Below are 19610 nucleotides of genomic sequence, written 5' to 3' on the forward strand. Positions count from 1 at the left end.
GTGACAATGCTGGGGGAACTGATCGCGCTGGGTGCGCTGGGGGTCCTGCTGGCAGGGGCCGCGGCCAAGGCGGTCGAGGCGGAAAAGGTCCGGGTTCGGGCCGAAGCGAAGAAGAATAAGCGGGGGCGTTGATGGACGGCTCAAGATACGATGACGGCAGCACGGACGCGCTGAGCGGAGAACAGAAGATCCGCAATTTCAACATAAACTTCGGCCCGCAACACCCTGCGGCGCATGGGGTTCTGCGTCTTGTGCTAGAGCTGGACGGCGAGATTGTCGAACGGTGCGACCCGCATATCGGCCTGCTGCACCGTGGTACCGAAAAGCTGATGGAAAGCCGGACCTACCTGCAGAACCTGCCGTATTTCGACCGTCTGGATTACGTGGCGCCGATGAACCAGGAACATGCCTGGTGTTTGGCCATCGAAAAGCTGACCGGTGTCGAGGTGCCGCGTCGGGGCTCACTGATCCGGGTTCTGTATTCCGAGATCGGGCGCATTTTGAACCACCTGCTGAACATCACCACGCAGGCGATGGACGTGGGCGCGCTGACCCCGCCGCTGTGGGGGTTCGAAGAACGCGAAAAGCTGATGGTGTTCTATGAGCGCGCCTGTGGTGCCCGTCTGCACGCGGCTTATTTCCGCCCCGGTGGTGTGCATCAGGACCTGCCGCCGGAACTGCTGGACGATATCGAGGCGTGGAGCCACGAGTTCCCCGCGGTCATGGATGACATTGATGGGCTGCTGACCGAGAACCGCATCTTCAAGCAGCGCAACGCCGATATCGGCATCGTGACCGAGGATGACATCCAGAAATATGGCTTCTCGGGCGTGATGGTGCGCGGGTCAGGTCTGGCCTGGGACCTGCGCCGCGCGCAGCCCTATGAATGCTATGACGAATTCGAATTCCAGATCCCCGTCGGCAAAAACGGCGACTGCTACGACCGTTATCTGGTGCGGATGGAAGAGATGCGCCAGTCGCTGAACATCATCCGTCAGGCCATCGCCAAAATCCGCGAATGCCCCGGAGACGTTCTGGCGCGCGGCAAGATCACTCCGCCGAAACGGTCGGACATGAAAACCTCGATGGAAAGCCTGATCCATCACTTCAAGCTTTACACCGAAGGCTTCCACGTCCCTGCGGGCGAGGTCTACGCCGCCGTCGAGGCCCCCAAGGGCGAGTTCGGCGTTTATCTGGTCGCCGACGGCACCAACAAACCCTACCGCGCCAAACTGCGCGCGCCGGGCTATCTGCACCTGCAAGCCATGGACCACGTCGCCGGAGGGCACCAACTGGCCGACGTTGCGGCGATTATCGGCACCATGGACGTTGTTTTTGGGGAGATTGACCGGTGAGGCCTTTTCTCTTTTCAGCCGCCATCATATCCGTGGCCAGCGCGAGCTTCGCTCAAAATGGTTGGGTGATGTCAACAGATGGGAGTGCGGGCGGCACTTCGGAATGTGCGATTTATATCCAAGAACTTTTGGAGGGCTTTACGGACGAGGGTTCTGCCGCGCTCTACGACCCAAACTCTCCAGAAGCAAAAATTGAGTTCTGCAAAAGCCGATTGAGTTATGCCGAGCGCTCACTTGCTCAGGCGCTGTCGGATTTTGAGTATTCGGTCAGCATCTCTGTCAAGGGCGTTGCTCCCCATAATCTGGGCACCGAATGTACACTGAATTCAACTCGCAAAGCTGAAATCAAACTCGAAGGGCCGACCGAATAATGCTCCGCCGTCTTCACCCCGAACAACCCGACAGCTTCGCCTTCACCGCTGCCAACCAGCAATGGGCCGAAGCGCAGATCACCAAATACCCTGAGGGTCGGCAAGCCAGTGCGGTGATCCCTCTGCTGTGGCGTGCGCAGGAACAAGAGGGCTGGCTTAGCCGTCCGGCGATTGAATCGGTCGCCGACATGCTGGGCATGGCCTATATCCGCGTGCTTGAGGTCGCCTCGTTCTACTTCATGTTCCAACTGCAACCGGTTGGCTCGGTGGCGCATATTCAGGTATGTGGAACGACCTCCTGCATGATTTGCGGGGCCGAGGATTTGATTGCGGTCTGCAAGGACAAGATCGCTGCCAAGCCGCATGAGCTCTCCGCCGATGGCAAGCTGAGCTGGGAAGAGGTGGAATGCCTCGGCTCTTGCACCAACGCGCCGATGGCGCAGATCGGCAAGGATTATTACGAGGACCTGACGGCTGAGAGCTTTGGCAAGATCATTGATGATCTGGTGGCGGGCAACGTGCCGACGCCGGGCCCGCAGAACGGGCGTTATGCGGCGGAGCCGTTGAAAGGGCTCAGCAGCCTGACGAAGTATGAGGCTGGGAAACCTCAGTATAATGCCAGCGTCCAACTGGCGACCGATCTGGGCGATACGGTCAAGCGCATCGACGGGACCGAGGTGCCGATCCTGACCCCGTGGCTGGGTAAGGATGGCAAGGCGGCGGCGACCAAGGCGGCTCCGAAACCGCCCAAGGCGCCTGCGCCTGCGAAACCTGCCGTGAAGCAGGCAGAGGAAGCGAAGGCCAAGCCGGAACCTGAAGAGGTAAAGGAAGACAAGCCCAAGACGTTGCCCGAGGCACGCGGTGGCTTGCCGGACGACCTGAAGTTGCTGAAAGGGGTGGGGCCGAAACTGGAAGAGACCCTCAACGGTCTGGGCTTTTTCCACTATGATCAGATCGCCTCGTGGACGCCTGCGCATGTGGCTTGGGTTGATGCTCGGCTGAAGTTCAAAGGCCGGATCGAACGCGACGGCTGGATCGAACAGGCCGCCAGACTTGCAGTGGGTGATGAGACAGAGTTTGCCAAACGTGCCAAGGAAGAAGGCACGTATGATGAACAGGCGGACAAAGACTAAATGAAAGGTGCCCAGCGGGGCATCGGGATGAGATGGACAAGGACAAGCAACTGGCTATAGCCCGCAAGGGCCGTCATATCGGCATCGTCATCGCCGTGACGATGCTGCTTTGGCTTGCCATGTCCTTTATAGGCCCGCAGCTTGGGCTGCCGGGCCGGTACGCACTGCTTTTTGATTTTGCCGCTCTGGCAGGATTCATCTATGCGGGCGTCAACATTTTTCAACTCTGGCGCATGCGTCAGGATAGCTGAAGGTAACACGCGATGCTGAAGGATCAGGACCGGATCTTTACCAACATCTACGGGATGCATGAGCGTACTCTGCGCGGTGCGCAGGCCCGCGGGCATTGGGACGGCACCGCTGGCCTGATCGAGAAAGGGCGCGACTGGATCATCCAGACGATGAAAGATTCCGGTCTGCGCGGTCGCGGCGGCGCGGGCTTTCCGACCGGTCTGAAATGGTCGTTCATGCCAAAGGAAAGCGATGGTCGCCCGGCCTATCTGGTTGTGAACGCGGACGAATCCGAGCCCGGCACCTGTAAAGACCGCGAGATCATGCGCCACGATCCGCACACGCTGATCGAGGGTTGCCTGATCGCCTCTTTCGCGATGAATGCGCATACCTGCTACATCTACCTGCGCGGCGAATACATTCGCGAGCGTGAGGCGCTGCAGGCCGCGATTGATGAGGCGTATGACGCCGGTCTGTTGGGCAAGAACGCTGCTGGCTCGGGCTGGGATTTCGATCTGTTCCTGCATCACGGGGCCGGGGCTTACATTTGTGGTGAGGAAACGGCACTGCTGGAAAGCCTTGAAGGCAAGAAAGGCATGCCGCGGATGAAACCTCCGTTCCCGGCGGGGGCGGGGCTTTATGGCTGCCCGACCACGGTGAACAACGTGGAATCCATCGCCGTTGTGCCGACCATCCTGCGCCGGGGCGCGGATTGGTTCGCGGGCTTTGGCCGCCAGAACAACGCAGGCACCAAGTTGTTTGCGATTTCCGGCCACGTAAACAACCCTTGTGTGGTCGAAGAGGCGATGTCGATCCCCTTCGAGCAGCTGATCGAGACCCATTGCGGAGGTATTCGCGGCGGCTGGGACAATCTGCTCGCGGTGATCCCTGGCGGGTCCTCGGTGCCGTGTGTACGCGGCGAGAATATGCGCGACGCGATCATGGATTTTGACCACCTGCGCAATGATCTGGGCTCGGGCCTTGGAACGGCTGCGGTGATCGTGATGGACAAGTCTACCGATATCATCAAGGCGATCTGGCGTCTGTCCAAGTTCTACAAGCACGAAAGCTGCGGCCAGTGCACGCCTTGCCGGGAAGGTACCGGCTGGATGATGCGGGTGATGGACCGTCTGGTGCGGGGCGAGGCCGAGTTGGAAGAGATCGACATGCTGTTCGACGTGACCAAACAAGTCGAAGGCCACACGATCTGCGCCCTCGGCGATGCAGCGGCCTGGCCGATCCAGGGCCTGATCCGGAACTTCCGCGAAGAGATCGAAGATCGGATCAAGGCGCAGAAATCGGGCCGCACAGGCGCAATGGCGGCGGAGTAAGGGCGATGGACGCATTGGCTGCATATTCCCACGCAATCGCCTCGGTCGTGATATTCACGCTGATTGTCATGCTGTTGGCCCCGTTTTCGGCGCTGGCGAAGCAGGGCAAAGGGTTGGCTCCGGGGGCGACGCCGGAACAGGATTACGCAGATCGGGCCTATCGCCTGAACCGCGCCTATCTGAACGGAACCGAAACGCTGCCTGCATTTCTGGCGGTGGTGGTTGCAGCGATCGTGATGGGGGCAAGCCCGTTTTGGGTGAACCTGCTGGCCTCAGTCGCGCTGCTGGCGCGGTTGGCCATGCTGGTGGTTCACATCCGCGGGATCGGAAAGCCGAATAGCGGGTTGCGTTCGGTCCTGTATGTGCTGGCCTGGGCCTGCATGTTTTTGATGGGGCTTATTGCCTTGGTGGCGGCGTTTTGATGTTGAGAAACGGAACATACCTTTTGCGCGCCGGAAAGCCTGTGGCCGCGGCTCTCGCTTTGGTGCTTGTAACTGCCTGTGGTCTGATCAAACCGTCCGAGGACCGGATTTTGTTTGACGGCAAGTCCTTCCGGGCCAAGGCCAAGGTTGTGGACAAGAAAAAGGCACCGACCGATTTTACCGTGGTCGTCAATGGCGTCTCCGCCTCACTGGACGGCGCGCGCGAGGCGGGCCGGTACGAGGGGACCAAGTTCTGCATCCAGAATTTTGGGTCGTCCCGCATCGCGTGGAAAGTCGGGCCGGATACTGAGCCTCAGAACCTTCAGATCAGCGATAACAAGCTGACATTTGCGGGAACCTGTCAACGACCATGAGCCGCGCAGTTGCATATCATGACGTTTTCGGGCGGTTGCTATCGCATAGCACACCGGCTGGCCTTTGTTTTGGGACATCCAAAACGAAAGGAACGATCATGTCTGTTGCAAAAACGCTCGCCCTGGCCGCGTTGATGACCTTGCCCGCCGCCGCGCAGGCCAAACCTCCTTTGAGGGATGTCAAAGAGATTGACAACGAACTCTACTACATCGCCATCGCAAATGAGATTTCCGAGGTTTGCCCGTCGATCAGCGGGCGTCGGTTGAAGGCGATTAGCGTGATGTGGGGCTTGCGGTCCAAAGCGAACAATCTGGGGTATTCGGACACCGAAATCCGAAACTACGTGGAATCCGACGCCGAAAAGGACCGGATGCGCGCCAAGGGCGAGGCGTATCTGGCGCAAAACGGTGCGTCCTACGACAACCCGGAAACCTTCTGCACGCTGGGGCGGAAGGAAATCGAAAGAAACAGCGCCATCGGCGTGTATTTGAGGGCGAACTAGGCGATGTCTGACCTCCGCAAGATCAATATCGACGGGCAGGAAATCGAAGTCGATGGTGCGATGACCCTGATCCAGGCGTGCGAGCAGGCCGGGGTCGAGGTGCCGCGTTTCTGCTATCACGAACGCCTGTCGATTGCCGGGAACTGCCGGATGTGTCTGGTCGAGGTTGTGGGCGGCCCGCCCAAACCCGCCGCCTCCTGCGCCATGCAGGTGCGCGATCTGCGCCCGGGCCCCGAGGGGCAGGCGCCGGTGGTCAAGACGAACTCGCCCATGGTCAAGAAGGCCCGCGAAGGCGTGATGGAGTTCTTGCTGATCAACCACCCGCTGGATTGCCCGATCTGCGATCAGGGCGGCGAATGCGACCTGCAGGATCAGGCGATGGCCTATGGTTTGTCGGGGACGCGGTTCAAGGAAGCCAAGCGTGCGGTGGACGATCTGGATCTGGGGCCGCTGGTCGGCACCGCGATGACCCGTTGCATCAGCTGCACCCGCTGCGTGCGCTTCACCACCGAGGTCGCCGGGATCACTCAGATGGGTCAGACCGGGCGGGGCGAGGATGCCGAGATCACCTCGTATCTGAACCAGACGCTGGATTCGAACCTGCAGGGCAACATCATTGACCTGTGCCCGGTTGGGGCGCTGACGTCGAAACCTTACGCCTTTACCGCGCGGCCTTGGGAGTTGACCAAGACCGAGAGCATCGACGTGATGGACGCCTTGGGCTCGAACATCCGCGTGGATACCAAGGGGCGCGAAGTGATGCGGTTCCTGCCGCGCAACCATGATGGCGTGAACGAGGAATGGATCAGCGACAAGACGCGTTTTGTCTGGGACGGTCTGCGCCGTCAGCGACTGGACCGACCTTACGTGCGCGAGAATGGCAAGCTGCGCCCCGCCACCTGGCCCGAGGCGTTGGGCAAAGCCGCTGAGGCGCTGAAAGGAGCGGAGAAGCCCGCTGGGATCGTCGGCGATCTGGTTCCGGTCGAAGCAGCCTTTGCGTTGAAGCAGATGATCGAAGGGCAGGGCGGCGTCGTCGAATGCCGCACCGATGGGGCCAAGCTGCCCGCTGGCAACCGGGCGGCTTATGCCGGGACCGCTGCCATCGAAGACATCGACACCGCCGAGCGGATCGTGCTGATCGGCACCAACCCGCGCGACGAAGCGCCGGTTCTTAACGCGCGTATCCGCAAGGCTTGGATACATGGGGCTGAGGTCGCTCTGGTCGGGCCTGCGGTCGATCTGACTTACACCTACCACCACGTGGGCGATGATCGCGCGGCGCTGAAACAGGTCGTCGACATGGGCGGCGATGACGAGATCAAGGGCAAACGCTCGCTGGTCATCGTGGGGCAGGGTGCGCTGCAAGAGGCCGACGGGGCCGCTGTTCTGGCTGCCGCTCAAGCCGTTGCCGCGAATACCGAAAGCGGTCTGATCGTTCTGCACACCGCTGCGTCGCGCGTCGGTGCGATGGATGTGGATGTGACCAACGAAGGCGGCATGGATGCGGTTTCGGCGGCGGATGTGATCTATAACCTCGGCGCCGATGAGGTCGAAATCGGCGAAGGCGCGTTCGTGATTTATCAGGGCAGCCACGGCGACCGGGGTGCGCACCGCGCCGATGTGATCCTGCCAAGCGCGGCTTACACCGAGGAAAACGGCTTGTTCGTGAACACCGAAGGCCGCCCGCAATTGGCGATGCGCGCCGGGTTCGCTCCGGGTGAGGCCAAGGAAAACTGGGCTATCCTGCGCGCATTGTCGGCGGAACTGGGCGCGACGCTGCCCTATGACTCGCTGGCGCAGTTGCGCACGGCATTGATCGAGGCGGTGCCGCATCTGGCCCGCGTCGACGAGGTGATAGAGAATGAGGTTCAGCCGCTTGAGGCCGGGGCGCTGGGCGAGGCCACCTTCCGTACTGCGGTCAAGGATTTCTACCTGACCAACCCGATTGCCCGCGCCTCGCAACTGATGGCCGAGCTGTCGGCGCAGGCCAAAGCGCTGAACGCAGACAGGATCGCCGCAGAATGATCCGCCCCGCTGACATATTCAAGACGACCCACGGTGTGAGGACCAATGGCTGAATTCTTTAACACCCCAGGTGGCATCGCCATCATCATCCTGGCGCAAGTGCTTGCAGTGGTTGCGTTTGTGATGGTCTCGCTGTTGTTCCTTGTCTACGGCGACCGCAAGATCTGGGCCGCCGTCCAGATGCGCCGCGGCCCCAACGTTGTGGGCGTCTACGGCATTCTGCAATCGGTCGCCGACGCATTGAAATACGTGGTCAAAGAGGTCGTGATCCCGGCTGGTGCAGACCGCTCGGTGTTCATTCTGGCCCCGATGACCAGCTTTGTTCTATCGCTCATCGCCTGGGCGGTGATCCCGTTCAACGATGGCTGGGTTCTATCCGACCTGAACGTGGCCGTGCTGTACGTTTTCGCCGTCTCCTCGCTTGAGGTTTATGGCGTCATCATGGGCGGCTGGGCCTCGAATTCGAAATATCCGTTCCTGGGGTCTCTGCGTTCTGCAGCGCAGATGATTTCCTACGAGGTTTCAATCGGTCTGATCATAATCGGCGTGATTATCTCGACCGGTTCGATGAATTTTGGCGACATCGTGCGGGCGCAGGACAGTTCGTTCGGGTTCTTCGGCTGGTACTGGTTGCCCCATTTCCCGATGGTCTTCCTGTTTTTCATTTCGGCCCTGGCCGAAACCAACCGCCCGCCATTCGACTTGCCCGAGGCGGAATCGGAATTGGTCGCCGGGTATCAGGTGGAGTATTCCGCCACCATGTTCCTGCTGTTCATGGCCGGCGAATACATCGCCATCTTCCTGATGTGCGCCCTGATTTCGCTGCTGTTCTTCGGTGGCTGGCTGTCCCCGATCCCGGGTCTGCCGGATGGCGTGCTGTGGATGGTCGCCAAGATGGCGTTCTTCTTCTTCATCTTCTCGATGGTCAAGGCCATCACGCCCCGCTACCGCTATGACCAACTGATGCGTCTGGGTTGGAAAGTGTTCCTGCCCTTCTCGCTGGCCTGGGTGGTCTTCGTGGCCTTTGCGGCGAAATTCGAATGGTTCTGGGGCATTTTCGCCCGGTGGAGCGTAGGAGGCTGATCATGACTCAAATCGACTATACCCGCGCTGCCAAATACTTTCTTCTGCAGGATTTCTGGGTCGGCTTCAAACTGGGGATGAAGTATTTCTTCGCCCCCAAGGCCACCATCAACTACCCGCATGAAAAGGGCCCTCTGTCCCCGCGGTTCCGGGGTGAGCACGCTCTACGTCGTTACCCGAATGGCGAGGAACGCTGCATCGCCTGCAAACTGTGCGAGGCGATCTGCCCCGCGCAAGCCATCACCATCGACGCCGAACCGCGCGAAGACGGCAGCCGCCGCACCACGCGCTATGACATCGACATGACCAAATGCATCTATTGCGGCTTCTGCCAAGAGGCCTGCCCGGTCGATGCCATCGTCGAAGGCCCGAACTTTGAATTCGCCACGGAAACCCGCGAAGAGCTGTTCTATGACAAGCAAAAACTGCTGGACAACGGCGAACGCTGGGAAGCCGAGATCGCCCGGAATCTGGAAATGGACGCGCCGTACAGATGACTGACACGCCGACAAACCCGTTTGAGTTGATGATGAAGCAGGCTCAGGACATGGCCAAGGCGATGAACCCGGCGATGGAGAATTTCTCGCCCAAAGGGTTCGAGAACCTGTGGCCGACCATGCCCAAAGAAGTCATGGAGATGATGTTCGGCAACACCGTCAACAAGGACGGGCTGGACGCCAAGACCCGCCTGCTGCTGACGCTGGCCGGGCTGACCTGTCAGGGCGCGCAGGCCGATACCGCCGTGCGTCAGACGGTGCGTCATGCTCTGGAAGCCGGGGCAAGAAAACAAGAGATCGTGGAAACGATCGGTCAGATGTCGGTTTTTGCCGGCATCCCGGCCATGACCCGCGCGCTGGATCTGGCGCAAGAGGTCATGGGCGATAACGAGGATGTGGATCAATGACCGTCTTTGCCTTCTACCTGTTTGCCATCAGCGCCATTACCGGCGGGCTGTTCACGGTGATCAGCCGCCAGCCGGTGCACTCGGTGCTGTGGCTGATCCTGTCCTTCCTGTCCTCGGCGGGGCTGTTCGTGCTGCTGGGGGCCGAGTTCGTGGCGATGCTGCTGATCATCGTCTATGTCGGCGCGGTCGCGGTGCTGTTCCTGTTCGTGGTGATGATGCTGGATGTGGACTTTGCCGAACTCAAGGCCGAGATGGCACGCTATATGCCGCTGGCCCTGCTGATCGGTCTGGTCATCCTGATGCAGTTCGTCATGGCCTTTGGCGCATGGGACAGCGCGCAGGGTGCTGCGGCCAATCTGGCGCAGCCGGTCCCGGCAGACCGCCACAATACCGAGGCGCTGGGCGTCATCCTTTACGATCAATACTTCCTTCTGTTCCAACTGGCGGGTCTGATCCTGCTGGTGGCCATGATCGGCGCCATTGTTTTGACGCTGCGCCACCGTCGAGACATCAAGCGTCAGGACATCGTCGGCCAGATGATGCGCGACCCGGCCAAGGCGATGGAGTTGAAGGACGTGAAACCGGGGCAGGGGTTGTGAGAAATCGTAACGTCATAGGACTTTCGGTCCTCTTGGCCTTCATGTCTGTGTCGGCGATGGCTGATTGTGTTCACGGTCATTGTGAACCAGTCAAACCCATTTTTCACTACGACAAACCTGCCAAAGTTAATGAAGATTGCAGCTTCGCAGACGCAGGTAATGGATGGGAATCAGATTTTTCCGGTACTGCGGCGAAGGATATAGGCGGTGGTCGTGTTGGCCAGCGATGGGTTTTAAGTGCCGCCTGCGTTCGCAGTGAGAGCGTTGTAGTTGTGGATTGCAACAGTAGTGAATTCATCCGAATTCAGGGCGTTTGTACTCCACCAAATTCTGAGTATCCGGAAACTCTTGGTTTATATTCAGCGGATCTTTTGTATCAACCTCACGGGCGACTGAGATTGAGTTCCACGATAACGATTCAAGATTTGGCTCAGTTGTCGAAGTGGGCAGACTATGTCCATTGGACAGATTTCGAAGGCACTTTTAGCCGGGTCAAACGCAAAAATCGGATCAATCCTTTTTGCGGCTGCAAACTCTACTACCCCGACTCGCCAGGAGCGAAGCTATGATCGGACTTGAACACTATCTTACGGTCGCGGCGACGCTGTTCGTCATCGGCATCTTCGGTCTCTTCTTGAACCGCAAGAACGTCATCATCCTGCTGATGAGCATCGAACTGATGCTGCTGGCGGTGAACATTAACCTCGTGGCGTTCTCCAGCTTCCTCGGCGATCTGGTCGGACAGGTGTTTACGCTGTTCGTGCTGACCGTTGCGGCGGCCGAGGCGGCGATTGGTCTGGCCATTCTGGTCTGCTTCTTCCGCAACCGTGGCACCATCGCGGTTGAAGACGTCAATATGATGAAGGGCTAAGAGAACTATGGAAACCACCATCCTCTTTGCCCCGCTGGTAGGCGCGCTGATCTGCGGTTTTGGCTGGCGCTTCATCGGCGAGAAGGCAGCTATGTGGACCGCGACGGGTCTGCTGTTTCTGGCCTGTCTGTTGTCTTGGATCGTGTTCTTCACTTTCGACGGGGTGACCCAGCAAGTTGAGATCATGCGCTGGATCGAGAGCGGCTCGCTGTCGACAAGTTGGGCCGTCCGTCTGGACCGGCTGACCGCGATCATGCTGATCGTGGTGACGACCGTCTCGGCGCTCGTGCACCTTTATTCCTTCGGCTACATGGATCACGACCCGCAATGGCGCAAGGGCGAGAGCTATAAGCCGCGTTTCTTCGCCTATCTGTCCTTCTTCACTTTCGCCATGCTGATGCTGGTGACGGCGGATAACCTGGTGCAAATGTTCTTCGGTTGGGAGGGCGTGGGTGTCGCCTCGTACCTGCTGATCGGCTTCTATTATCGCAAACCATCGGCCAATGCAGCGGCGATGAAAGCGTTCATCGTCAACCGTGTCGGTGACTTTGGCTTTGCGCTTGGCATCTTTGCGCTGTTCTTCCTGACCGACAGCATCAACTTTTCGGACATTTTCGCCTCGGCCTCGTTTCTGTCAGAAACGCAGTTGCATTTCCTGTGGGGCGAGTGGACTGCAGTTGAGGTGATCTGCGTCCTGCTGTTCATCGGCGCGATGGGTAAATCGGCGCAGTTGATCCTGCACACATGGTTGCCGGACGCGATGGAAGGCCCGACGCCGGTGTCGGCCCTGATCCACGCTGCGACCATGGTGACGGCGGGTGTGTTCCTTGTCTGCCGCATGTCTCCGTTGATGGAGTTCGCTCCGGGTGCGACCGGGTTCATCACCTTCCTTGGGGCCTCGACCGCATTCTTTGCGGCGACCGTGGGTCTGGTGCAGACCGACATCAAACGCGTCATTGCGTATTCGACCTGTTCTCAGTTGGGGTATATGTTCGTGGCCGCTGGCGTCGGGATGTACTCGGCCGCGATGTTCCACCTGCTTACGCACGCATTCTTCAAGGCGCTGTTGTTCCTCGGGGCCGGTTCGGTGATCCACGCGATGCATCACGAGCAAGAGATGACCGAGTATGGCGGTCTACGTAAGAAAATCCCCTATACCTTCTGGGCGATGATGATCGGTACGCTGGCCATCACTGGCGTCGGTATCCCGCTGACTCAGATCGGTTTCGCCGGGTTCCTGTCCAAGGACGCGATCATCGAAAGCGCCTTTGCCGGTGGCACCGGGTATGCGTTCTGGATGCTGGTGATCGCGGCTGCGTTTACCTCGTTCTACAGCTGGCGTCTGATCTTCCTGACCTTCTATGGTGAGGCACGGGGCGACAAGCATACGCATGATCACGCGCATGAAAGCCCGATGTCCATGCTGGTCCCGCTGGGCGTCCTGTCGCTGGGTGCGGTTTTTGCGGGCATGATCTGGTACGGCAACTTCTTTGGCCATGCGGACAAGGTCGGCAAGTTCTATGGCATTCCGGTCGCTGAGGCCTCGGAACATGCCGAGGGCGGAGATCACGCGGCGGATACGGCGCATGACGCCCATGGTGACGATGACCACGGTGACGCCCATGCGGATGACGGCCATGCTGAGAAAGATGCCCATGGCGATCATCACTATGTCTTTGCTGGTGAACCGGGTGAGGGCGCGATTTACATGGGCCCCGAAAACCATGTTCTGGACGATGCCCATGCGGCTCCGGTCTGGGTCAAGGTCTCGCCCTTTGTGGCCATGCTGCTGGGCTTTGTGGTGGCTTATTGGTTCTATATCGTGAACACGTCGCTTCCGGCGCGTCTGGCACAAAACCAGCGTCCGCTGTACCTGTTCCTCAAGAACAAGTGGTACTTTGACGAAATCTACGATGCGATCTTTGTCAAACCCACCCTGGCTGTCGGGCGGTTCCTGTGGAAACGCGGTGATGGCAATACGATCGACGGCTTCCTGAACGGGGTTGCGATGGGCGTGGTGCCCTTCTTCACCCGCCTCGCAGGCAAAGCTCAGACCGGTTACATCTTTACTTACGCCTTCTGGATGGTCTTGGGCATCGCCGCCCTTGTCACCTGGATGTCTATCGGCGGAGGCGCACACTAATGGACAATATCCTATCTATTGTCACCTTCATCCCCGCCATTGCCGCAGGCATTCTGGCCCTGTTCCTGCATGGCGACGATGCCGCCGCACAGCGCAATGCCAAATGGATTGCCCTGCTGGCAACGACTGTGACCTTTCTGGTTTCCATCGGCATCTATACGGGCTTTGACCCCTCGAACACCGGGTTCCAGATGGTGGAAGAAGGTGAGTGGCTGCTGGGTCTGAAATACAAGATGGGCGTGGACGGGATCAGCGTTCTGTTTGTGCTGCTGACCACCTTCATCATGCCGCTGACCATTCTGGCCAGCTGGCAGGTGACGGACCGTGTCAAGGAATACATGGTGGCCTTCCTGCTGCTGGAAACGCTGATGCTGGGCGTGTTCATGGCGCTGGATCTGGTGTTGTTCTACCTGTTCTTCGAGGCAGGCCTTATCCCGATGTTCCTGATCATCGGCATCTGGGGCGGCAAGGATCGTATCTACGCCAGCTTCAAGTTCTTCCTGTATACTTTCCTCGGCTCGGTTTTGATGCTGGTGGCGATGGTCGCGATGTACGCGGATGCTGGCACCACGGATATCGAGGCGCTGATGCTCCATCACTTCTCGTCCGAAGGGTTCAGCGTGCTGGGCATCTATATCGTCGGCGGCATGCAGACACTGATGTTCCTGGCATTCTTTGCGTCCTTTGCGGTGAAAATGCCGATGTGGCCGGTGCATACTTGGTTGCCGGACGCACACGTGCAGGCCCCGACGGCGGGTTCGGTGGTGCTGGCGGCGATCCTGCTGAAGATGGGCGGTTACGGCTTCCTGCGGTTCAGCCTGCCGATGTTCCCTGTGGGCTCGGCGGTGATGACGGATCTGGTGCTGTGGATGTCGGCCATCGCCGTTGTCTACACCTCGCTTGTGGCGCTGGTGCAGGAGGATATGAAGAAGCTGATCGCCTATTCCTCGGTCGCGCATATGGGTTTTGTGACCATGGGCATCTTCGCAGCGAACCAGCAGGGCATCGATGGCGCGATCTTCCAGATGCTCAGCCATGGGTTCATCTCGGCGGCGCTGTTCCTGTGTGTCGGCGTGATCTACGACCGGATGCACACCCGCGATATCGAGGCTTATGGCGGTCTGGTGATCCGCATGCCCGCCTATGCGCTGGTTTTCATGCTGTTCACCATGGCGAATGTGGGCCTGCCGGGCACGTCCGGGTTCATCGGCGAATTCCTGACCCTTATGGGGGCCTTCCAGGTCAACACCTGGGTGACGGCTGTGGCCGCGACAGGCGTGATCTTCTCGGCCGCTTATGCGCTGTGGTTGTACCGCCGCGTCGTGTTTGGCGATCTGATCAAGGAAAGCCTGAAAGCGATGACCGACATGAGCTCACGCGAGCGGCTGATCTTTGCGCCGCTGATCATCATGACCATCCTGTTGGGGGTCTACCCGTCGCTGGTGACGGATGTGATCGGCAACTCGACCGCCGCGCTGATTTCGAACTATGACACGGCTCTGGCCGCGGCTGAGGCCGCGACTCAGACGGCCGCCTCGCATTAAGGGAGCTTTGGAGGCATGATCCAGGCTGATCTCACAATAATCCTGCCGGAAATCGTTCTGGCCGTGTATGCGATGGCCGCTCTGATCGGGGCTGTCTACACTACCAAGGACGCGCTTGCGCCGGTTCTGGTCTGGACCACGGCGGGGCTGATGGCGCTGCTGTCGTTCTGGATTGCCACCAATGGAGGCGGGACCAACGTGGCTTTCAACGGCATGTTCGTCGATGACGGCTTCTCGCGTTTTGCCAAAGTCGCGATCCTGCTGTCCGCCGCTGCCGTTCTGCTGATGAGCCAGGATTACATGGCGCGCCGCGATTTGCTGCGGTTCGAATATCCGTTACTGGTGGCTCTGGCCGCTGTGGGCATGATGATGATGGTCAGCGCAGGCGATCTGATGTCGCTTTACATGGGGCTGGAGCTGCAATCCCTGTCGCTCTACGTCGTTGCTGCCCTGCGCCGCGACAGCGCGAAATCGACCGAGGCTGGTTTGAAATACTTCGTGCTGGGCGCGCTCAGCTCGGGCCTGCTGCTGTATGGTGCCTCGCTGGTCTATGGCTTTACCGGCACCACGCTGTTCTCGGGCATCATCGCGACGGTGCATCACGGAGACGTCTCTCTGGGCCTGCTGTTCGGCCTGATCTTCCTGATCTCGGGCCTGGCCTTCAAAGTGTCCGCCGTACCGTTCCACATGTGGACGCCGGACGTGTACGAGGGCTCGCCCACCCCGATCACCGCCTTCTTCGCCACCGCGCCGAAAGTCGCCGCGATGGCCTTGTTTGCGCGTCTGATGCATGATGCGTTTGGTGGTATCATCAAGGACTGGCAGCAGGTGATCGTTCTGCTCTCGGTTCTGTCGATGTTGTTGGGGGCTGTGGCCGCGATTGGCCAGCGCGACATCAAACGCCTGATGGCGTTCTCGTCGATTGCCCATATGGGCTACGCGCTGATTGGGTTGGCTGCAGGGACCGAGATGGGCGTCAAGGCGATGCTGATGTATCTAGCGATCTACGTGACCATGAATATCGGCACCTTTGCCTTTATCCTGATGATGGAGCGTGACGGCAAGCCCGTCACCGATATCGACGCGTTGCGGCAATATTCCAAACGCGATCCGGGCAAGGCGCTGGCGGTTCTGATCCTGATGTTCAGCCTTGCGGGCGTGCCGCCGATGCTGGGCTTTTTCGCCAAGTTCGGCGTCTGGCAGGCCGGTGTCAGCGCGAGCCTGACCGGGTTGGTGATCGTTTCGGCCATCGCTTCGGTCATCGGTGCGTTCTACTATCTGCGGATCGTGTTCTACATGTATTTCGGCGAGGAAAACGAGGACCCGATCGAAACCCACTCGACCCCGGTTCTGTGGGTCGCCCTGATGGGATCGGCCGCGCTTATGCTGATCGGCATTTTCTACCAGTTCGGCGTCGAAGGTGCGGCGGCGGCGGCGGCGGCCACACTTGTCAACTGATGTTCTGAAACGTCCAAAACAGGGGGCTCGGTCTTTGGATCGGGCCTTTTTGACATGAGCGATTGGCCCCAAGGCTACGGCCTGCATGTGTTGCAAGAGGTTGACAGCACCCTGAACGAAGCCGCGCGCCTTGCGCCCACGGCCCAAGGCCCGGTCTGGATCATGGCGCATCACCAGACCGCCGCGCGCGGGCGGCGCGGGCGGGCGTGGGAGAATCCCAAAGGCAACCTGGCCGCGACCCTGCTGATGCGCCCGCAGGGCGAACCGGAACAGGCCGCGCTGCGCAGTTTCGTAGCCGCTTTGGCGCTGTTCGATGCCTGTGTCGCCGTGACCGGGCGTGCGGCGGGCCTATCGCTGAAATGGCCCAATGACGTGTTGCTGAATGGCGGCAAGCTGGCCGGTATCCTGCTGGAAAGCACCGGGCAGGGGCGGGGCGTGACACATCTGTCCATCGGCATCGGTGTGAACCTGTCCGAAGCACCCCCGGCGGACATGGTCGAACTCGGCGCGGTCCGTCCTGTATCGCTGCTGTCCGAGGCCGGTGCCCACGCAACGCCCGAGGATTTTTTGACCGAACTCGCCGCCGCCTATGCCGGTTATGAGACGCAATTCACCACCTATGGGTTCGAGCCGATCCGAACCGCTTGGCTGTCCCGCGCCGCCCGGTTGGGTGAGGTGATCACCGCCCGGACCGCAGCGTCCGAAACCGTCGGCACTTTCGAAACGGTGGACGCCGGGGGCAACCTTATCCTAAACACCGCAAAAGGCCGCGTCAGCATACCGGCCGCGGATGTGTTTTTCTAAAGGGGGCCCGGATGCTTCTGGCCATCGACTGCGGCAATACAAATACCGTGTTCTCGATCTGGGACGGTGAGTCATTTCTGTGCACCCTGCGCACCTCGACCCACCACGCGCGCACGGCGGATGCCTATTTCACCTGGTATTCGACGCTGGTGAAGCACTACGGGATTGAGGCGGACATCAAGGATGTAATCATCGCCTCGACCGTCCCAAGGGTTGTTTTCAACCTGCGCATTTTTTCAGATCGCTTCTTTGGCTGCAGGCCGCTGGTCGTGGGCAAGCCTGATTGTCTGCTGCCTGTTCCGCCCCGCGTCGATGACGGCACGGTGCCCGGGCCGGATCGTCTGGCCAATGCGGTGGCCGCTTTTGACCGCCACGGCGGCAATGTGGTTGTGGTGGACTTTGGAACCGCAACCAACTTTGACGTTGTTGCTGCTGACGGGGCCTATATCGGTGGGATCATCGCGCCGGGTGTGAACCTCAGCCTTGAGGCGCTGCATCAGGGCGCGGCTGCCTTGCCGCATATCGACATCACCCGGCCTGAAAAGGTGATCGGCACAAATACGGTTGGCTGTATCCAATCCGGCGTGTATTGGGGGTATTCCGGTCTGATCGAAGGGCTGATTGCCCGCATCAGGGCCGAGTTGGGAATGCCGATGAAAGTCGTTGGAACCGGCGGGCTGGCCCCTTTGTTCGATCAGGCGGACGTGGGGTTCGACGTTATCGAAGATGATCTGACGATGCACGGTCTGACCGTGATCCATCGTTACAACAAGGAAAATGGCTCAACATGAGCAGTGAAAGACTGATCTACCTGCCGCTGGGCGGAGCAGGCGAAATTGGCATGAACGCCTATGTCTACGGCTATGGAAAGCCGGGGCAGGAACGGCTGATCCTTGTGGATCTGGGTGTGACCTTCCCCGACATGGACACCACGCCGGGGGTGGACCTGATCCATGCCGATATCTCGTGGCTGCAGGAACGTGCCGACCGGCTTGAGGCTGTTTTCGTCACCCACGCCCACGAAGATCACGTGGGGGCCGTGGCACATTGCTATGACGCACTTGGTGCGCCGGTTTACGCCCGCGCCTTCACTGCCAATATTGCTCGTCGGAAGATGGAAGAGCATGGCCATCCTGAAAGTTCGGTTCAGACAGTTTCGGCCTGGCCCGAGCAGGTCTCGGTCGGGCCTTTCACGGTCGGGTTCTTGCCGGTTTCGCATTCGATCCCCGAAAGCGCGGCGCTGGTTATCGACACTCCGGCGGGGCGGATCGTGCATTCGGGCGACTTCAAGCTCGACGCCAACCCCATGGTGGGTGAGCCGTTTGACCCTGATCTGTGGACCGAGGTCGCCAAGAGTGGCGTCAAAGCGCTGGTCTGTGACAGTACGAACGTGTTCTCGCCGCATGAGGGACGCTCGGAATCCGAGGTCGGCCCCGAGATTACCAATCTCGTCGAAAACGCCGAGGGGATGGTGGTGGCAACCACATTCGCCTCAAACGTGGCACGGGTGAAAACGCTGGCCGAGGCGGGTCAGCGGGCCGGGCGCTCCGTCGTTCTGCTGGGCCGTGCAATGCGCCGGATGATCGAGGCAGCGACGGAAACGGGCATCCTGTCGGACTTTCCCAAGGTGATCAGTGCCGAAGAGGCAGTGGAGTTGCCGCGCCAGAACCTGATGCTGATCGTCACCGGCAGCCAGGGCGAACGCCGCGCCGCAAGTGCGCAACTGGCGCGCGGCAAGTATCGCGGGATCGAGTTGAAAGAGGGCGATCTGTTCCTGTTTTCCTCGAAAACCATTCCCGGCAATGAACGCGGTGTGATTTTCATCATCAATCAGCTCAGTGAAAAGGGCGTGGATGTGGTGGATGACAGCTCGGGGCTGTATCACGTCTCGGGTCATGCCAACCGGCCCGATCTGGAAAAGGTGCATGCGCTGGTCGATCCGCAAATGGTAATCCCGATGCACGGCGAACACCGCCACCTGCGCGAACATGCCAAATTGGCCGAGGCCGGGGGCCGCACCGGCATTCTGGCCGTGAATGGCACCATGCTGGACCTGACTGGCAACGCGCCGCGGGTTGTGGATTACGTCGAGACGGGCCGGACCTATCTGGATGGCTCCGTCAAAGTGGGCGCGCTGGATGGCATCGTCCGTGACCGTATCCGTATGGCGTTGAACGGCCATGTTACGGTCACGGTCATTCTGGATGATGAGGATGAGCCGCTTGGCGAACCCTGGTGCGATACGATGGGTCTGCCCGAGATAGGCTCGTCCCGCGCCGCGCTTGTTGAGGTGCTGGAGGAGGACCTGAACCAGTTCCTGATGCGTGCTGACGCCAAAACTCTGCGCGACGACGACAAGCTGGAGGAGGCGATGCGCCGGATCGTGCGCCAGACCGCCAAAGCGGAGATCGGCAAAAAGCCCGAAGTGACCGTGGTGATCAGCCGGATGAAGTGACCGC

General features: G+C 59.8%; 22 protein-coding genes. All 22 read left to right on the forward strand.

What is annotated here, in order from left to right; genetic code table 11:
- Nucleotides 1–6 precede the first annotated feature (6 nt).
- The 22 genes from ACR0JN_RS01835 (at nt 7) to ACR0JN_RS01940 (ending at nt 19606) form a co-directional block, all read left to right on the forward strand.
- Nucleotides 7–132, forward strand: a complete 126-nt coding sequence (locus tag ACR0JN_RS01835) for a hypothetical protein (protein ID WP_480818524.1) — start codon at nt 7–9, stop codon at nt 130–132.
- Complete coding sequence (locus ACR0JN_RS01840; RefSeq protein WP_480883792.1) at nt 132–1355, forward strand: NADH-quinone oxidoreductase subunit D; 1224 nt, start codon at nt 132–134, stop codon at nt 1353–1355. The genes ACR0JN_RS01835 and ACR0JN_RS01840 overlap by 1 nt, the downstream gene beginning before the upstream one ends.
- Complete coding sequence (locus ACR0JN_RS01845; RefSeq protein ID WP_480883794.1) at nt 1352–1726, forward strand: hypothetical protein; 375 nt, start codon at nt 1352–1354, stop codon at nt 1724–1726. The genes ACR0JN_RS01840 and ACR0JN_RS01845 overlap by 4 nt, the downstream gene beginning before the upstream one ends.
- Nucleotides 1726–2859: an NADH-quinone oxidoreductase subunit NuoE gene (gene nuoE / locus ACR0JN_RS01850; protein ID WP_480883796.1), complete on the forward strand. Its 1134-nt coding sequence runs from the start codon at nt 1726–1728 to the stop codon at nt 2857–2859. Before ACR0JN_RS01845 ends, nuoE begins: the two co-directional genes overlap by 1 nt.
- 32 nt (nt 2860–2891) lie before the next feature.
- Nucleotides 2892–3110, forward strand: a complete 219-nt coding sequence (locus ACR0JN_RS01855) for a DUF5337 domain-containing protein (RefSeq protein WP_480818520.1) — start codon at nt 2892–2894, stop codon at nt 3108–3110.
- 12 nt (nt 3111–3122) lie between these two features.
- A complete protein-coding gene (nuoF, locus tag ACR0JN_RS01860; protein ID WP_480818519.1) occupies nt 3123–4421 on the forward strand; it encodes an NADH-quinone oxidoreductase subunit NuoF in 1299 nt (432 codons plus the stop codon).
- A 5-nt stretch (nt 4422–4426) separates the two neighbouring features.
- The gene (locus tag ACR0JN_RS01865; RefSeq protein ID WP_480883798.1) at nt 4427–4843 is read left to right on the forward strand and encodes an MAPEG family protein; all 417 of its coding nucleotides are present in this window, start codon (nt 4427–4429) and stop codon (nt 4841–4843) included.
- A 41-nt stretch (nt 4844–4884) separates the two neighbouring features.
- The gene (locus ACR0JN_RS01870) at nt 4885–5217 is read left to right on the forward strand and encodes a hypothetical protein (RefSeq protein ID WP_480818517.1); all 333 of its coding nucleotides are present in this window, start codon (nt 4885–4887) and stop codon (nt 5215–5217) included.
- A gap of 98 nt (nt 5218–5315) precedes the next feature.
- Nucleotides 5316–5720 carry a DUF5333 domain-containing protein gene (locus ACR0JN_RS01875; RefSeq protein WP_480818516.1) on the forward strand — a complete coding sequence of 135 codons (405 nt, stop codon included), beginning with the start codon at nt 5316–5318 and terminating at the stop codon, nt 5718–5720.
- Between the two features lie 3 nt (nt 5721–5723).
- Nucleotides 5724–7745: an NADH-quinone oxidoreductase subunit NuoG gene (nuoG, locus tag ACR0JN_RS01880; protein ID WP_480883800.1), complete on the forward strand. Its 2022-nt coding sequence runs from the start codon at nt 5724–5726 to the stop codon at nt 7743–7745.
- A 45-nt stretch (nt 7746–7790) separates the two neighbouring features.
- Nucleotides 7791–8828, forward strand: a complete 1038-nt coding sequence (gene nuoH / locus ACR0JN_RS01885; protein ID WP_480818514.1) for an NADH-quinone oxidoreductase subunit NuoH — start codon at nt 7791–7793, stop codon at nt 8826–8828.
- A 2-nt stretch (nt 8829–8830) separates the two neighbouring features.
- Nucleotides 8831–9325, forward strand: a complete 495-nt coding sequence (gene nuoI / locus ACR0JN_RS01890; protein WP_480593135.1) for an NADH-quinone oxidoreductase subunit NuoI — start codon at nt 8831–8833, stop codon at nt 9323–9325.
- Nucleotides 9322–9732: a carboxymuconolactone decarboxylase family protein gene (locus tag ACR0JN_RS01895; protein WP_480883802.1), complete on the forward strand. Its 411-nt coding sequence runs from the start codon at nt 9322–9324 to the stop codon at nt 9730–9732. The genes nuoI and ACR0JN_RS01895 overlap by 4 nt, the downstream gene beginning before the upstream one ends.
- Nucleotides 9729–10331, forward strand: a complete 603-nt coding sequence (locus ACR0JN_RS01900; RefSeq protein WP_480767735.1) for an NADH-quinone oxidoreductase subunit J — start codon at nt 9729–9731, stop codon at nt 10329–10331. The genes ACR0JN_RS01895 and ACR0JN_RS01900 overlap by 4 nt, the downstream gene beginning before the upstream one ends.
- A gap of 56 nt (nt 10332–10387) precedes the next feature.
- A complete protein-coding gene (locus ACR0JN_RS01905; protein WP_480883804.1) occupies nt 10388–10900 on the forward strand; it encodes a hypothetical protein in 513 nt (170 codons plus the stop codon).
- On the forward strand, nt 10897–11202 hold the full coding sequence (gene nuoK / locus ACR0JN_RS01910; RefSeq protein WP_005984024.1) for an NADH-quinone oxidoreductase subunit NuoK: 306 nt from the start codon (nt 10897–10899) through the stop codon (nt 11200–11202). The genes ACR0JN_RS01905 and nuoK overlap by 4 nt, the downstream gene beginning before the upstream one ends.
- A 7-nt stretch (nt 11203–11209) precedes the next feature.
- Entirely contained in the window at nt 11210–13345 is a 2136-nt protein-coding gene (gene nuoL, locus ACR0JN_RS01915) for an NADH-quinone oxidoreductase subunit L (protein WP_480883806.1), read from the forward strand.
- Nucleotides 13345–14889: an NADH-quinone oxidoreductase subunit M gene (locus tag ACR0JN_RS01920; RefSeq protein WP_480883808.1), complete on the forward strand. Its 1545-nt coding sequence runs from the start codon at nt 13345–13347 to the stop codon at nt 14887–14889. Before nuoL ends, ACR0JN_RS01920 begins: the two co-directional genes overlap by 1 nt.
- Before the next feature lie 15 nt (nt 14890–14904).
- Nucleotides 14905–16347, forward strand: a complete 1443-nt coding sequence (nuoN, locus tag ACR0JN_RS01925) for an NADH-quinone oxidoreductase subunit NuoN (protein ID WP_480883810.1) — start codon at nt 14905–14907, stop codon at nt 16345–16347.
- A 54-nt stretch (nt 16348–16401) separates the two neighbouring features.
- The gene (locus ACR0JN_RS01930; RefSeq protein WP_480883812.1) at nt 16402–17151 is read left to right on the forward strand and encodes a biotin--[acetyl-CoA-carboxylase] ligase; all 750 of its coding nucleotides are present in this window, start codon (nt 16402–16404) and stop codon (nt 17149–17151) included.
- A gap of 11 nt (nt 17152–17162) precedes the next feature.
- On the forward strand, nt 17163–17942 hold the full coding sequence (locus tag ACR0JN_RS01935; protein ID WP_480883814.1) for a type III pantothenate kinase: 780 nt from the start codon (nt 17163–17165) through the stop codon (nt 17940–17942).
- Nucleotides 17939–19606 (forward strand): ribonuclease J, encoded by a 1668-nt coding sequence (locus ACR0JN_RS01940; RefSeq protein ID WP_480883816.1) that lies wholly within the window; start codon nt 17939–17941, stop codon nt 19604–19606. Before ACR0JN_RS01935 ends, ACR0JN_RS01940 begins: the two co-directional genes overlap by 4 nt.
- Nucleotides 19607–19610 lie beyond the last annotated feature (4 nt).

It is taken from the genome of Ruegeria sp. G12 (assembly GCF_056533565.1).

Excerpts from the sequence above, each read along its gene's own strand:
- ACR0JN_RS01835 (WP_480818524.1), top strand. The coding sequence starts at position 7 with ATGCTGGGGGAACTGATCGCGCTGGGTGCGCTGGGGGTCCTGCTGGCA.
- ACR0JN_RS01840 (WP_480883792.1), top strand. The coding sequence starts at position 132 with ATGGACGGCTCAAGATACGATGACGGCAGCACGGACGCGCTGAGCGGA.
- nuoE (WP_480883796.1), top strand. The coding sequence starts at position 1,726 with ATGCTCCGCCGTCTTCACCCCGAACAACCCGACAGCTTCGCCTTCACC.
- ACR0JN_RS01855 (WP_480818520.1), top strand. The coding sequence starts at position 2,892 with ATGGACAAGGACAAGCAACTGGCTATAGCCCGCAAGGGCCGTCATATC.
- nuoF (WP_480818519.1), top strand. The coding sequence starts at position 3,123 with ATGCTGAAGGATCAGGACCGGATCTTTACCAACATCTACGGGATGCAT.
- ACR0JN_RS01865 (WP_480883798.1), top strand. The coding sequence starts at position 4,427 with ATGGACGCATTGGCTGCATATTCCCACGCAATCGCCTCGGTCGTGATA.
- ACR0JN_RS01875 (WP_480818516.1), top strand. The coding sequence starts at position 5,316 with ATGTCTGTTGCAAAAACGCTCGCCCTGGCCGCGTTGATGACCTTGCCC.
- nuoG (WP_480883800.1), top strand. The coding sequence starts at position 5,724 with ATGTCTGACCTCCGCAAGATCAATATCGACGGGCAGGAAATCGAAGTC.
- nuoH (WP_480818514.1), top strand. The coding sequence starts at position 7,791 with ATGGCTGAATTCTTTAACACCCCAGGTGGCATCGCCATCATCATCCTG.
- nuoI (WP_480593135.1), top strand. The coding sequence starts at position 8,831 with ATGACTCAAATCGACTATACCCGCGCTGCCAAATACTTTCTTCTGCAG.
- ACR0JN_RS01895 (WP_480883802.1), top strand. The coding sequence starts at position 9,322 with ATGACTGACACGCCGACAAACCCGTTTGAGTTGATGATGAAGCAGGCT.
- ACR0JN_RS01900 (WP_480767735.1), top strand. The coding sequence starts at position 9,729 with ATGACCGTCTTTGCCTTCTACCTGTTTGCCATCAGCGCCATTACCGGC.
- ACR0JN_RS01905 (WP_480883804.1), top strand. The coding sequence starts at position 10,388 with ATGGCTGATTGTGTTCACGGTCATTGTGAACCAGTCAAACCCATTTTT.
- nuoK (WP_005984024.1), top strand. The coding sequence starts at position 10,897 with ATGATCGGACTTGAACACTATCTTACGGTCGCGGCGACGCTGTTCGTC.
- nuoL (WP_480883806.1), top strand. The coding sequence starts at position 11,210 with ATGGAAACCACCATCCTCTTTGCCCCGCTGGTAGGCGCGCTGATCTGC.
- ACR0JN_RS01920 (WP_480883808.1), top strand. The coding sequence starts at position 13,345 with ATGGACAATATCCTATCTATTGTCACCTTCATCCCCGCCATTGCCGCA.
- nuoN (WP_480883810.1), top strand. The coding sequence starts at position 14,905 with ATGATCCAGGCTGATCTCACAATAATCCTGCCGGAAATCGTTCTGGCC.
- ACR0JN_RS01930 (WP_480883812.1), top strand. The coding sequence starts at position 16,402 with ATGAGCGATTGGCCCCAAGGCTACGGCCTGCATGTGTTGCAAGAGGTT.
- ACR0JN_RS01935 (WP_480883814.1), top strand. The coding sequence starts at position 17,163 with ATGCTTCTGGCCATCGACTGCGGCAATACAAATACCGTGTTCTCGATC.
- ACR0JN_RS01940 (WP_480883816.1), top strand. The coding sequence starts at position 17,939 with ATGAGCAGTGAAAGACTGATCTACCTGCCGCTGGGCGGAGCAGGCGAA.